The following is a 12,663-nucleotide window of genomic DNA, read 5'->3' on the forward strand; positions in this document are numbered from 1 at the left end:
TCCCTGGAGCGAACAGTTTGCGTATCGAAGTCAACGGCGAGGCGCGGGACACCGCCGCCACGACCATTCTGGGTCTGGTTCAGGAGTTGTCGCTGGACCCCAAGAAGGTGGCGGTCGAGCGCAATCTGGAGATCGTGCCGCGCTCGCTGCACGGCGAGACGGCGCTGGCCGAGGGCGACAAGATCGAACTGGTGCAGTTCGTGGGCGGGGGCTGACGCCGCCCTTTCCGCCGTCATCCTCGGCCTTGTGCCGAGGATCCAGAAGCGTGCCGGGCAAAAGGTTTTGCGCCGCGCTTTAAACATCCGGCGTTGAGTCTATGGATCCTCGGCGCAAGGCCGAGGATGACGAGCGTGGGTGTGGGATGAGCGGGAAGGGGGCGCAAGCGCAAGCCGATCAAATCCCGCAACGGCGCTTCCCCCCGGCGGCGGGCGGCGCTAGGTCACTAAACCATGACTGACACCGCTCCCCGCACCGACAGCTGGACCGTCGCCGGCCGCACCTTCAACTCGCGCCTGATCGTGGGCACCGGCAAGTATCGCGACTACGTCCAGAACGCGGCGGCGGCCGAGGCTTCGGGCGCCGAAATGGTCACCGTGGCCGTGCGCCGGGTGAACCTGACCGATCCCAACCAGCCGGTGCTGACGGACTTCATCGACCCGAAGAAATATACCTATCTGCCCAATACGGCGGGCTGCTTCACCGGCGAGGACGCCGTGCGGACCCTGCGTCTGGCGCGCGAGGCGGGCGGCTGGACCCTGGTGAAGCTGGAGGTTCTGGCGGACCCCAAGACCCTGTTCCCCGACATGGAAGAGACGCTGCGGTCGCTGAAGTTGCTGACCGCCGAGGGCTTTGAGGTCATGGTCTATTGCACCGACGACCCCGTCTATGCGCGCAAGCTGGAGGACGCGGGCGCCGTGGCGATCATGCCGCTGGGCGCGCCGATCGGCTCGGGGCTGGGGGTGCAGAACCCGATCAACATCCGCCTGATCGTCGAGCAGTCCAAGGTGCCGGTGCTGGTCGACGCAGGGGTCGGCACGGCCTCCGACGCCGCCATCGCCATGGAGCTGGGCTGCGACGGCGTCTTGATGAACACGGCCATCGCCGAGGCGCGCGATCCCCTGCTGATGGCCAGCGCCATGAAGCACGCGGTCATCGCCGGGCGTGAATCTTATCTCGCGGGGCGGATGAAGAAGCGGTTCTACGCCGACCCGTCCTCGCCGTTGGCGGGGCTGATCTGAGAAGGCTCAGGGGCTGACCGCAAGGTCAGCCCTTTTTCTTGGCCGCTTCGATCAGGGCGCCGACTTCGCGCGGGTCGATGCCGGGGCTGGCGACGCCGTTGATGAAGAAGGTCGGCGTGCCCTGCAGGCCGAGTGCAGCGGCGGCGGCATGAATGTCGGTGACGTGGCGCGTCATTTCGGGGGCCGAGATGGCGGCGTTCGCCCTGGCCATGTCGACGCCGTTGTCGGACAGGATGCGGTCGATGGCGACGCGGTCCAGCGCGCGTTCCGCCATCAGGGCGTCATAGACGGCCAGGTATTTGCCCTGCTGATGCGCGGCCAGGGCGGCGCGGGCGGCGTATTGGGACGTCACGTCCTCGCCGCGGTCCAGAATCGGCCAGTCCTTGAAGACGAAGCGCACGTCCGGGTGAGCCGCCATCAGGTCGCGGTAATCGTGGGCCACGGCCTTGCAGCCGGGGCAGCGGAAGTCGAAGAACTCGATCACCGTCACCTTGGCGTTGGCCGGGCCGAAGGCCGGATCGCGCGCATCGGCGGCCAGCAGGGCCGGGTTGGCGGCGGCGGCGGCATTGATGGTCTGGACGCGCGACTGGGATTCCGCCGTCTCGCGCGCCGCCAGGACTTCATCCAGCACTTGCGGGTTCTGGATCAGATAGGCCCGCACCCGTTCGCCGAATCCGCCGGTCAGGTAAGGCGCGGCCGACAGGACCAGGGCGACGGCTGACATCCCTGCGGCGGCCCAGCCCAGCGTCGCGCCCGACAGGCCTAGGCGCGCCTTTCTCGGCGTAGCAGTCGGGGTGGGATCGTGGCGTGCGTCGTCGGTCATCAGTCTCTCGTCTTACTCAGTAAAGCTGTGGGGCGGGGCGGAATCAGCCGCCTCCTGGCGGGATAACGCCGGATCGGCTGCGCTGCTCATTGCGACGCTCGGCGTCCTGGATATCTTTCTCAGTCGCACCGGTCGCCAGTACGATGTCCGTCGCGCGGCGCCATTCGATCGAGCTGCGGTCCAGCATGTCGCGGGCGCGCATGGCGAACTGGGCGGCCTGGTCCGGACGGCGCAGAGCGAACCAGTATTCGGCCGAGGCCAGGCGCGCCTCGCCCTCCTTTCCCTGGCTGGAATAGGCCTGAGACAGCAGGCGCCAGGCCAGGTTGTTGTCGCCTTCCAGAGCCACGGCGCGCTTCAGCTGGTTTTCCGCTTCGGCCAGCTTGGTCGTATCGTTCGTCTCGATAAGGGCATGGGCCAGGTTGATGCGCAGAAGCGGAGCGTCGGGCTTGAGCTGCACAGAGCGTTCATGGGCGCCGATGGCTTCGGTCGGGCGGCCTTCTTCGAACAAAATCTGGCCCTTGAGTTCCCAGAAATAGGGGTTCTCGGGCTGTTCGGTCAGAAGCAGATCGACGGCGTCCAGCGCCTTCTGCGTCTGGCCGTCGCGGTACCAGGCGATGGCGCGAGCATAGCGGGCGGGCAGGGTGACGTTGCTGGACGGATAGTCGCGCAAGGTCGAATTGGGCGAGTCCATGAAGGCGCGGATCTTGGCCACGACCAGGGCGTGTTGAGCCATACGCTCGGCGCTATCGCGCTTGTTGTAGTTGGAGGCGGCTTCGACCGGCGGTCGCAGGGCCTCGATGCGTTGCGACGATAGGGGGTGGCTGCGGAAATAGGGGTAGCGGCGCTGGTCCGAGAATATTTCCTGCGAGCGGAAGTTCTCGAAGAACTCGACCATGCCGCGTCCGGATTCCCCGGCGCGCTCCAGAGCGCGGGCGCCGGTGATGTCGGCCTCGCCCTCCTGGCTCTGCATGTAGCGCAGGGCGCCCAGAGTGCCGAAGTACTGGCTGGAGGCCAGCAGGGCCGCGCCCGCGTCCGGCGCGCCCGCGATCGCGGCCAGGGCGCCCAGCGCCATGGTCATGATCATCGGCTGCATCCCGGCGTTCTGGGCGCCGTCGCGCAGGGTGTGCCGGTTCTTGATGTGGCCGGCCTCGTGGGCGATCACGCCCAGGAGCTGATTGGGGCTCTTGGTCCGCAGGATCAGGCCGGTGTTCAACCCCATGATCCGCCCGCGCGTGGCGAAGGCGTTCAGGTCGTTGTCGTTGACCAGCAGGATCTCGACCTCGCTCGGGTCCAGCCCCATGGCGTCGAGCACGGGCTCGGACCACTCGTGGATGATGCCCTCGATCTCGGTGTCCCGGATCAGGCTCTGGGCCTGGGCCGCGGCGGATGAAGCCAGCACCGCGAGGGCGCCGACGCCGGCGGCCAGATAGCGCCGAAAGCGGGTTGCGGCGGGGGGCGTCCTGGTCATGACGAACTCCAGAGCGATAGTCTCCCCCGCAGCTTCCAGCTTAATCGTGTCCGATCAACGGCGCCACCAGCCCCGCTTGGGCTTGGCGGGCGCTTCGCCGATCTGGTTCGGATCGTCGGCGATGATGGCCGCGATGTCGACCTCTGCGGCAGGCGTCGGTGTCGGTTTGGTCAGGACCACGGCTTGGGCCTGGTCTTTGACCATGACGTCTTCGATCACGACGTCTTCGGCCAGGGCCTCTTCGATCCCCTGCTCAATGCGGGCGGCGACGGCCGGGGGTACGTCCAGGTCGGCCTCGACCGGTTGATGTTCCGGCTCGACCGGCGCTGCATCCTCGCCGGTCGTTTCCACGACAGGCTCAGCGGCGGTTTCAGACGCGACCTTGCGGCGAACGCGACGACGCTTGGGGGGCTCGATGGTTTCCACGACGTGGGGGACGTCGGCGGAGGTTTCCCCCACGGAGTCACCATCGATCATCACGGCGATGGGCGTGTCCGGCGAACCGACGGGCGGCAGGCCTTCATTAAGGGCGCGATCCTCGACCTTGGCGTCGTGCGTCACTTCGCCACGACCGCGGCCGCGACCGCGACGACGACGCGAACGGCCGTTGCGGCCTTCGCCATCGTTCGCCTGTTCGACGGAGACTTCACGGATGTCCCCGTTCTCCGCCTCATCCCTTGCAGGGCGTTCGGCGATGATAGGCGCGGGATTGATCGGATCGAACCAGACGTAAGGATACTGCAGCGAGGGCGTGCGGCCCCGCACCCAGGTGAAGACGTCGCGTTCGCCTTCCTCGCGCACGCGGCGACCGCCGCGACGGCCCCGACGGCGACGACCGCCGCGCCCGTCGTCATCGTCCTCGACAACAACGGCTTCGGCTTCTTCTTCACGACGACCGCCGCGACGGCGACGACGGCGACGACCGCCGCGACCGTCGTCGTCCTGTTCCAGGCGAGCGCGGGCTTCGTCGTCGTCTTCGTCTTCACGGTCCAGGTCAGCGTCGTCTTCATCGTCGCCGCCGAGGTCTTCGTCCTCGTCGACGTCCTCATCCTCATCAGCGAAGGCGCTGTCGTCGAAGCCGTCGTCGAGGTCAGCCAGGTCGATGTGGCTTTCCGGCGCGACGAAATCCTCGTTGGTTTCTGTGCGCTCGATCGAGTGCTCGCCCTGGGCCAGGCTGTCGTCGATCTGGATGACGACGTTCACGCCGCGCTGCTCCAGCAGGAACTGCAGATAGTCGCGCTTGTGGTTCAGAATGTAGAGGGCGACCGTCGTCGAGACGCGCAGGTTCACCGAACCCGCGCCGTTCTTGCCGGCTTCGATGTCGACGGCGCGCAGGGTGGTCAGCGCCGCGGATTCAGCCGAGCGGATACGTCCGGCGCCCTGGCAGCATTCACAGACCTCGGTCGCCCCTTCGATCACGCCCAGGCGGCGGCGTTGACGGCTGATCTCCATCAGGCCGAAGCCCGAGATGCGGCCCATCTGGATGCGGGCGCGGTCCTTGGCCAGGGCGTCCTTGAGGGCCTTCTCGACCGCGCGGTTGTTCTTGCCCTCGTCCATGTCGATGAAGTCGATGACGATCAGACCGGCCAGGTCGCGCAGGCGCAGCTGGCGGGCGGCCTCGACGGCGGCTTCCAGGTTGGTCTTGGTGGCCGTGGCCTCGACGTTGCGTTCCTTGGTGGCGCGGCCAGAGTTCACATCGATGGCGACAAGGGCTTCGGTCTGGTTGATCACCAGATAGCCGCCCGACTTCAGCGGCACGACCGGCTGGTGAATCTGGGTCAGAATTTCTTCGATGCCGTTCGCCGCGAACAACGGACGCGAGCCCTGGTAGAGATGAATCTTCTTGGCCTGGGAAGGCATCAGCACGCGCATGAAGTCACGGGCCTGCTTGAAGCCTTCGACGCCCTCGACCTGAATGCCGTCGAATTCCTTGTCGTACATGTCACGCACGGCGCGACGGACCAGGTTTTCTTCTTCGTAGATCATCGCCGGAGCGTTGGAGCTCAGCGTCGTCTCACGGATCGTCGACCACAGGCGCAGCAGGTATTCATAGTCGCGCTTGATCTCGGCCTTGGTGCGTTTGGCTCCGGCCGTACGGATGATCAGACCCATCCCCTGCGGCACCTTCAGCGACGAGGCGGCGGCCTTGAGGCGGCGGCGGTCCGAAGTGTTGGTGATCTTACGCGAAATGCCGCCGCCCTTGCCGGTGTTCGGCATCAGCACGCAGTAGCGGCCGGCCAGCGACAGCCAGGTGGTCAGGGCCGCGCCCTTGGCTCCGCGCTCATCCTTGACGACCTGCACCAGCAGGATCTGACGGCGCTTGATGACGTCTTGGATCTTGTAGCGACGCATCAGCCGACGCTTCAGGCGCTCTTCGTCGGCCAGACCGCCTTCGGATTCGTCGTCGCCTTCACGGCCTAGATCATCGTGATCGTCATCGTCCGACTGCGCTTCGGCCATGATGGCTTCGCGATCGGCGACCGGGATCTGATAATAGTCTGGGTGGATTTCGTTGAAGGCCAGGAAGCCGTGGCGGTTGCCGCCGTATTCGACGAAGGCGGCCTGCAGGCTGGGCTCTACGCGGGTGACCTTGGCGAGATAGATGTTCCCGCGAAGCTGACGACGCGCGCGGGATTCGAAATCGAATTCCTCAACCTGGCGGCCGTCCACGATCGCGACGCGCGTTTCTTCCGCGTGCGCCGCGTCTATCAACATGGTTTTTGACATTGAAGGTCTCTCTCAGGCGCGCCAGGCCGTGCGCCGCGATTTCAATCGCGGGAAGGGGGGCGGCTCGCCGAATGGAAATGGGGGCCAGGGCGCGCGTCATCCCCTCGCAGAAAGCGAGAGCGGCATGGTCTTGCCGGTGGGGATCGCAGGCGGGTCGGCCCATAAGGTTGTCGGTCCTGGGTCCGAACGCGCCGATCAAGGCCGCGTCCTGAACCCGTTCTTCGGATCGTCGGCCAGGCCGGGCAATCCTCGGAATAGGTGAAAAGTCAGCGCCGCGAGGAGGGCGCGGCCGATCCCGCAGGACTGCGGGCGGCGCGATCAGTCGCGTACGAAGTTCATAATAGGCATATGCGACGGAAAATAAAAGAACCGCGACGGTAAGAGGTCTTAACGAAATCCTTAATCCGCCGGGGCATCCTAGCGATGAAACTACAGGGTAACTTCGGTTCATGGCCGGTCGGTGGCGTGACAATCTGGCCCGTTGGGGCGTACGCGAATGGGCGATGACGGCCTTGGCCTTCATCGTCGTTTGCGGCGTCGTGCTGGCGGCTGGGCGCGGTCTCGCCTTTGGATCGGATGGCGAGGTCATGCGCATCCGTTTCGGCGGGGACGCTCAGCGGACCCGCATCGTGGTCGACTTGGGCCGGGCTACGCGGGGTCAGGTGGTCGAGGATGGAACGTCCGGGCGCGTCATTGTCGCCCTGTCGGGCGTTCAGCCGGCGCGGGGGTTGGACGGTGCGGGATCGGGACTGGTGCGCGGCTATGACGTGTCCGCTTCCGGTTCTTCGTCTCGGCTGCGGTTGGATCTGGCGCGAGGCGCGGAGATTGAGCGTCGTTTCCTGCTGCCGCCCGGCGATGGGGTTCAACACTATCGCTATGTGATCGACCTGAAGGCGACGGGCGCCGCCGCGGTGACGCCGGTCGCCGCCGCGCGCCGCGCGCCGGCGCGCGCTGAAAAGCCACTGATCGTCATCGATGCCGGTCATGGCGGTCGCGATCCGGGCGCTCAGGGCCAGCATGTTCAGGAAAAGGCCGTCACCCTGGCGGCCGCCCGCGAGTTGAAGACGGCGCTGGAACGGACCGGCCGCTATCGCGTGCGTCTGACCCGGGACGGCGACGTCTATGTGGTGCACGGCCGTCGAGTGCAGATCGCCCGCGACGCCGGAGCGGATCTGTTCATCTCGCTGCATGCCGACGCCGGTTCGGACCCGGCCCTGCGCGGCGCCAGCGTCTATACCTTGTCCGAACAAGGCGCCGGACGCGCCGTGCGTGAGTTCACCAAGGGCGACGACTGGCAGCGCGACCTGCGCCTGCCGGGGCGCGACCCTTCGGTCGACCGCATCCTCCTGGACATGACCCAGCGCGCCACCCAGAACCGCTCGGCCCAGTTCGCGCGCGTCCTGCTGACCCACATCGAGGGCGACAATCATCCCCTGCTGCGGCGCAGCCACCGCGACGCGGGTCTGGCCGTACTGCTGGCGCCCGACGTGCCGGCGGTTCTGCTGGAGATGGGCTTCATCACCAATCCGGAGGATGAGCGCGTTTTGACCGATGAGCGCGCTCGCCGTCGTCTGATGCGCTCGGTCGCCGATGGCATTGACCGCTACTTCCGCGAACCGGCGGCTCCCGTCATGGTCGCGGGCGAAGTCGCCGGGGGTTGATTTCCTCCCTATGCAACGGGGAGGTGGATCGACGGCGAAGGCGACGAGACGGAGGAGCCGCTTGGTTTGGCTGTCGGCAGCCCTCCACTACTGCTTGGTCCCTCCCTCTATAGGAATGGGGAGAGGGTGTTCGTTGCTATTCTTCCAGGGCGGCCCTTGCGCGAACGAAGATGTCTTCGAACATCTCGGCCGTCAGACGCCCCGTGTTCGTGTTCAGTCGCGAGCAGTGATAGCTGTTGATCAGGATGTAGCGGCCGGCCTTGCCTTCAACCCCATGTCCGGCGGGAATGGCCGAACCCGGATAGCCGAGCGTGCGCAGTATGCTGCGGCGTGACACGTCGCCCAACGTCACGATCACCTTCAGTCGGGGAAGGGCGGTCAGCCGGTCGACGAGGAAGGGACGGCACGTGTTCTCTTCCGCCGCCGTCGGCTTGTTCTGAGGCGGAGCGCAACGCACGGCGTTCGTGATCATGCAGTCGATCAGCGTCAGATCATCCTTGCCGTCAGGATCGTAGCGGCCTGTCGCGAAGCCGGTCTTCTTCAGCGTGTCGTAAAGCAGCCAGCCTGCATGATCGCCGGTGAAGGGGCGTCCGGTCCTGTTGGCTCCGGTGCGGCCGGGCGCCAGGCCTGCGACCAGCAGACGCGCGTTCGGATCGCCGAACGACGGCGCAGGACCGTTCCACCAGTCCGGGTTCTGACGTGCGTTCTCCGCGCGGTACTCGACCAGACGGGGGCACAAGGGGCAGTCGCGGGCAGGTTCAGGGTTCAGCCCGACCTTCACGCGCGCTCGCTCCGATCCAGGGTGCGGGTCACGCCCTGATTCATCGGCGCCTTGGGCTTGCCTATCTCGTTGATGATGTCGGCCAGATCGATGAAGGCGTCAGCCTGGCGGCGCAGGTCGTCGGCGATCTGCGGCGGCTGGCTCTTCACCGTCGAGACAACGGTGACGCGCACGCCTTTGGCCTGCATCGCTTGCGCCAGGCGGCGGAAATCGCCGTCACCCGAGAACAGCACCACGTGATCCAAGCGCGGCGCGAGTTCCAACATGTCCACTGCGATCTCGATGTCCATATTGCCCTTGGTGCGGCTATGGCCCTGAGCGTCGACGTAGCGTTTGACGGGTTTCGTCACTACGGTGAAGCCGTTGTAGTCGAGCCAGTCGACCAGCGGCCGGATCGGTGAGAATTCCTCGCCCTCGACCACGGCCGTATAATAGTATGCGCGGACCAGCCGGCTTTCGCCGGTGAAACGTTCCGTCAGCTTCTTGAAGTCCAGATCGCAGTTCAGGGCGCGGGCCGCCGAGTACAGATTGGCGCCGTCGATGAACAGGGCGATGCGGTCGTCGGGATGGTTGGTCATGAGCGAAAAATGAGTCCGTCGGTATGGTCGAGAAAATGAAGACCCAAAGCGAAACGGCCGATAGCGCGCTCGATCTGGATGGCGCAGTCATCGTCGCACTTGGCTGTAATGACAAGGGCGATTGGTCATCGTGCGCCGAGGCGCTGGAGGCGGCGCTGGCGCGTTTTCGCGCGGAGGGCGTGGATGTGCTGGCCCGGTCGTCCTGGTGGGCGTCTCAGGCCTGGCCTGATCCGGGCGACCCGCCCTTCCTGAACGGGGTGGTGATCGTCAGCACGACACAGGACGCGCCGACCTTGATGCGGACCCTGGGGCGAATCGAGGATCTGTTCGGGCGTGTACGGACGGCGCGCAACGCACCGCGTACGCTGGACCTGGATCTGATCGCCTACGGACGACTCAGCGGCGATCTGGACGGGTTGATTCTGCCTCATCCGCGCGCGGCGGATCGGTTGTTCGTCATGGGCCCCCTGGCCGAGATCGCGCCGAACTGGCCACATCCGGTCTGTGGCGCACGAGCAGGGGATCTGGCCTTGCGCGCCGAGGTCGGCGACGATGCGAGGCCTGTTCCCAAGGCTTGACGTGGAGCGGGTCTCGGGCGAGGGAGGCGCAACTCACGCCGATCCGCCCCAATGCCGCCTTCGCGGCGTTGCACAATCGGCTTTTAACCTATATTTTGTGCGGTTCTCCCTGCCGCCAGAGGATTTTCATGGCCCGCGTCACTGTCGAAGACTGCATCGAGAAGGTGCCGAACCGCTTTGGTCTGGTTCTGCTGGCCGGTCACCGCGCCCGTAACATCGCCAACGGCGCGCCGCTGACGCTGGACCGCGACAACGACAAGAACCCGGTCGTCGCTCTGCGCGAACTGGCCGAGGACACCGTCACCCCGGAAGAACTGCGCGAGAACATCATCACCACGCTGCAGCGCGTCGACGAGCGCACCGAGGCTGAGGATGAAGCCGAAGTCGTGGCCCTGCTGGCCGAGCCGCAGCACATGAACATGGCTGAGGCCGAACTGATCCGCGCGCTGCAAAGCGATCGCGACGGGGGCCAGGAGGAACGCTACTGACGGCGCAGCCGGTCACTGGCGTCACTCCCCCAACGGCGCGGCCCCTGGCGGACACGCCGATGGACCAACCCGCGAATCTGCAAGACAAGTCGGCGTCGCCCCCTGCTGGGGCGGCGCCGAAGTCGTCTGAAGGCCCTGTATTGTCTGAACCCAAACGCGCACCGATCATGCGCCAGTTCGAATTGATCGAGGCGGTCAAGGCCTATGACCCGACCGCCGATGAGGCGCTGCTGAACCGCGCCTATGTCTATGCGATGAAGATGCACGGCTCGCAGTTGCGGGCCTCGGGCGATCCCTATTTCGCCCACCCGATCCAGGTCGCGGGCATCCTGACCGACTATCGGCTGGATACGGCGACCATCGTCACCGCCCTGCTGCACGATGTGGTCGAGGACACCTCGGCCACGCGCGAGGACATCGCCGAGATGTTCGGCGAAGAGGTCGCGGTCCTGGTCGAGGGCGTGACCAAGCTGTCGCGGTTGGAGCTTCAGGCCGAGCACACACGCCAGGCCGAGAACCTGCGGAAGTTCATACTCGCCATCTCGCGCGACGTGCGGGTGCTGCTGGTCAAGCTGGCCGACCGCCTGCACAACATGCGCACCCTTCACTTCGTGAAGCCGGAGAAGCGCGAGCGCATCAGCCGCGAGACGCTGGAAGTTTACGCTCCCCTGGGCCGGTCGATCGGCATCCACTCCATCGCCGCCGAACTGGAGGAACTGGCGTTCGAGCATCTGAACGCTACGGCGCGCGTCGCCATCCAGCGCCGTCTGGAGGCGCTGAAGCTGGAGAACGGCAGCGCCATCGAGGCCGTCTCGCCCGAGATCGAGCGGGTGCTGTCCGAGGCGGGTCTAACCGCGCGGGTCAAGGGCCGAGAGAAGACGCCCTATTCCATCTGGCGCAAGCTGCAGCGCAAGACAGTCGGCTTTTCGTCCCTGTCGGACATCTACGGCTTCCGCGTCATCGTCGAGAGCGAGGACGACTGTTACCGCGCCCTGGGCGTCATTCACCGCGCCTGGCCGATGGTGCCGGAGCGGTTCAAGGATTTCATCTCGACGCCCAAGTCGAACAACTACCGCTCGCTGCACACCACGGTCGTCGGGCCGGGCGGTCTGCGCATCGAGATGCAGATCCGCACCGAGATCATGGACCGCGTGGCCGAGGACGGGGTGGCGGCGCACTGGGCCTATAAGAACCAGTCCTACGGCTTCGACCGCGAGGCCATGGAGGCCGACGGCGGCCGCGATCCTCTGCTGAACCTGCGCCATCTGGTTCAGGTGATCGAGCACGGGGAGGGGGGCGAGGACTGGGTCGAGCACGCCAAGCTCGAAATGTACCTGGATCAGGTCTTCGTCTTCACGCCCAAGGGGACGCTGATCACCCTGCCGCGCGGCGGGATGCCGCTGGACTTCGCCTACGCCGTCCACACCGAGGTCGGCGATACGGCCGTCGGGGTCAAGATCAACGGCGAGCTGAAGCCCATGCGTACCGCGCTTCAGAACGGCGACGTGGTCGAGATCATTCGCGGGACCAAGCGCGAGGTGCCGACTGACTGGCGCAGCCTGACCGTCACGGGCCGCGCCCGCTCGGCCATCCGTCGCCACATCCGCACGTCCGAGCGTGAAGAGTTCGTGCGCCTGGGCAAGACGACGCTGGAGCAGACGCTGGAGCGGGCGAGCAAGTCGCTGGCCGACGTCAAACTGACGGAGGTGTTGAAGACCTTCACCATGCCGTCCGAAGACGACATGTTCGACGCCATCGGCCGGGGCCGTCTGACCGCCACGCGCGTGGCCGAGACTCTGTTCCCGGCGCTGAAGGGCCAGCTGAAGGCCGGGCCCGAACGCAAGCGCATCGGCGCGGAATCGCCGCGCCTGTTCGTGCGCGGCAGCGGCCTGACGCCCGGCGTCAGCATCCACTTCGGCCAGTGTTGTTCCCCTGTTCCCGGCGACCGCATCGTCGGCATCCTTGAGCCGGACAAGGGGCTGACGGTCCACACCATCGACTGCCAGACCCTGGCCGACTTCGCCGACGACGATTCCGTCTGGCAGGATCTGCAATGGACGCCGCAGGCCGAGCGCAGCGCCGTAGGCGCGGTCAAGCTGCACGCCACCATGAAGAACGCCCCCGGCGTTCTGGGCCAGGTCGCCACCATCATCGGCGAGGCGGGCGGCAACATCCTCAACCTCAGCATGGCGCACCGGCAGCAGGACTTCTTCGACGTCGATATCGACGTGGAGGTTGAGGACGCCCGCCATGCGACCATGATCATCGCGGCCCTTCGGGCCAATCCGTCCGTCGACACCGTCGACCGCGCGCGCGGCTGA

Annotated in this window: 11 protein-coding genes; 6 read left to right on the top strand and 5 right to left on the bottom strand. The window is 66.2% G+C overall.

Annotated elements, in window-relative coordinates; all coding sequences use genetic code 11:
* Positions 1-17: 17 nt before the first annotated feature.
* Together thiS and EGK63_RS02740 are read left to right on the top strand one after the other, a co-directional pair.
* Complete coding sequence (gene thiS, locus EGK63_RS02735) at positions 18-215, top strand: sulfur carrier protein ThiS (RefSeq protein ID WP_003165397.1); 198 nt, start codon at positions 18-20, stop codon at positions 213-215.
* Between the two features lie 234 nt (positions 216-449).
* The gene (locus EGK63_RS02740; RefSeq protein WP_125899800.1) at positions 450-1,238 is read left to right on the top strand and encodes a thiazole synthase; all 789 of its coding nucleotides are present in this window, start codon (positions 450-452) and stop codon (positions 1,236-1,238) included.
* 25 nt (positions 1,239-1,263) lie between these two features.
* Here EGK63_RS02740 and EGK63_RS02745 read toward each other — a convergent pair whose 3' ends face one another.
* Genes EGK63_RS02745 through EGK63_RS02755 form a run of 3 tightly spaced genes read right to left on the bottom strand, consistent with a single transcriptional unit; the run spans position 1,264 to position 6,256 of the window.
* On the bottom strand, positions 1,264-2,061 hold the full coding sequence (locus tag EGK63_RS02745; protein WP_125899801.1) for a DsbA family protein: 798 nt from the start codon (positions 2,059-2,061) through the stop codon (positions 1,264-1,266).
* Between the two features lie 43 nt (positions 2,062-2,104).
* Entirely contained in the window at positions 2,105-3,529 is a 1,425-nt protein-coding gene (locus EGK63_RS02750) for a M48 family metalloprotease (protein ID WP_125899802.1), read from the bottom strand.
* 54 nt (positions 3,530-3,583) lie between these two features.
* Positions 3,584-6,256, bottom strand: a complete 2,673-nt coding sequence (locus tag EGK63_RS02755; protein ID WP_125899803.1) for a ribonuclease E/G — start codon at positions 6,254-6,256, stop codon at positions 3,584-3,586.
* Positions 6,257-6,705: 449 nt separating this feature from the next.
* On the opposite strand from EGK63_RS02755, the gene EGK63_RS02760 reads away from it, so the two are divergent.
* Complete coding sequence (locus EGK63_RS02760; protein WP_125899804.1) at positions 6,706-7,917, top strand: N-acetylmuramoyl-L-alanine amidase; 1,212 nt, start codon at positions 6,706-6,708, stop codon at positions 7,915-7,917.
* Between the two features lie 136 nt (positions 7,918-8,053).
* Here the strand turns inward: EGK63_RS02760 and EGK63_RS02765 are convergent, their stop codons facing one another.
* Complete coding sequence (locus tag EGK63_RS02765) at positions 8,054-8,698, bottom strand: uracil-DNA glycosylase (RefSeq protein ID WP_125899805.1); 645 nt, start codon at positions 8,696-8,698, stop codon at positions 8,054-8,056.
* Positions 8,695-9,276, bottom strand: coding sequence for an NYN domain-containing protein (locus tag EGK63_RS02770; protein ID WP_125899806.1), 582 nt, complete (start codon positions 9,274-9,276; stop codon positions 8,695-8,697). Before EGK63_RS02770 ends, EGK63_RS02765 begins: the two co-directional genes overlap by 4 nt.
* Positions 9,277-9,311: 35 nt before the next feature.
* On the opposite strand from EGK63_RS02770, the gene folK reads away from it, so the two are divergent.
* The 3 genes from folK (at position 9,312) to EGK63_RS02785 (ending at position 12,663) form a co-directional block, all read left to right on the top strand.
* A complete protein-coding gene (gene folK / locus EGK63_RS02775) occupies positions 9,312-9,854 on the top strand; it encodes a 2-amino-4-hydroxy-6-hydroxymethyldihydropteridine diphosphokinase (protein ID WP_243637540.1) in 543 nt (180 codons plus the stop codon).
* 128 nt (positions 9,855-9,982) lie between these two features.
* A complete protein-coding gene (gene rpoZ, locus EGK63_RS02780; protein ID WP_125899808.1) occupies positions 9,983-10,342 on the top strand; it encodes a DNA-directed RNA polymerase subunit omega in 360 nt (119 codons plus the stop codon).
* A gap of 167 nt (positions 10,343-10,509) precedes the next feature.
* On the top strand, positions 10,510-12,663 hold the full coding sequence (locus EGK63_RS02785; RefSeq protein ID WP_165906512.1) for a bifunctional (p)ppGpp synthetase/guanosine-3',5'-bis(diphosphate) 3'-pyrophosphohydrolase: 2,154 nt from the start codon (positions 10,510-10,512) through the stop codon (positions 12,661-12,663).

This window comes from Brevundimonas sp. 357, from assembly GCF_003938605.1.
GTDB lineage: Bacteria > Pseudomonadota > Alphaproteobacteria > Caulobacterales > Caulobacteraceae > Brevundimonas.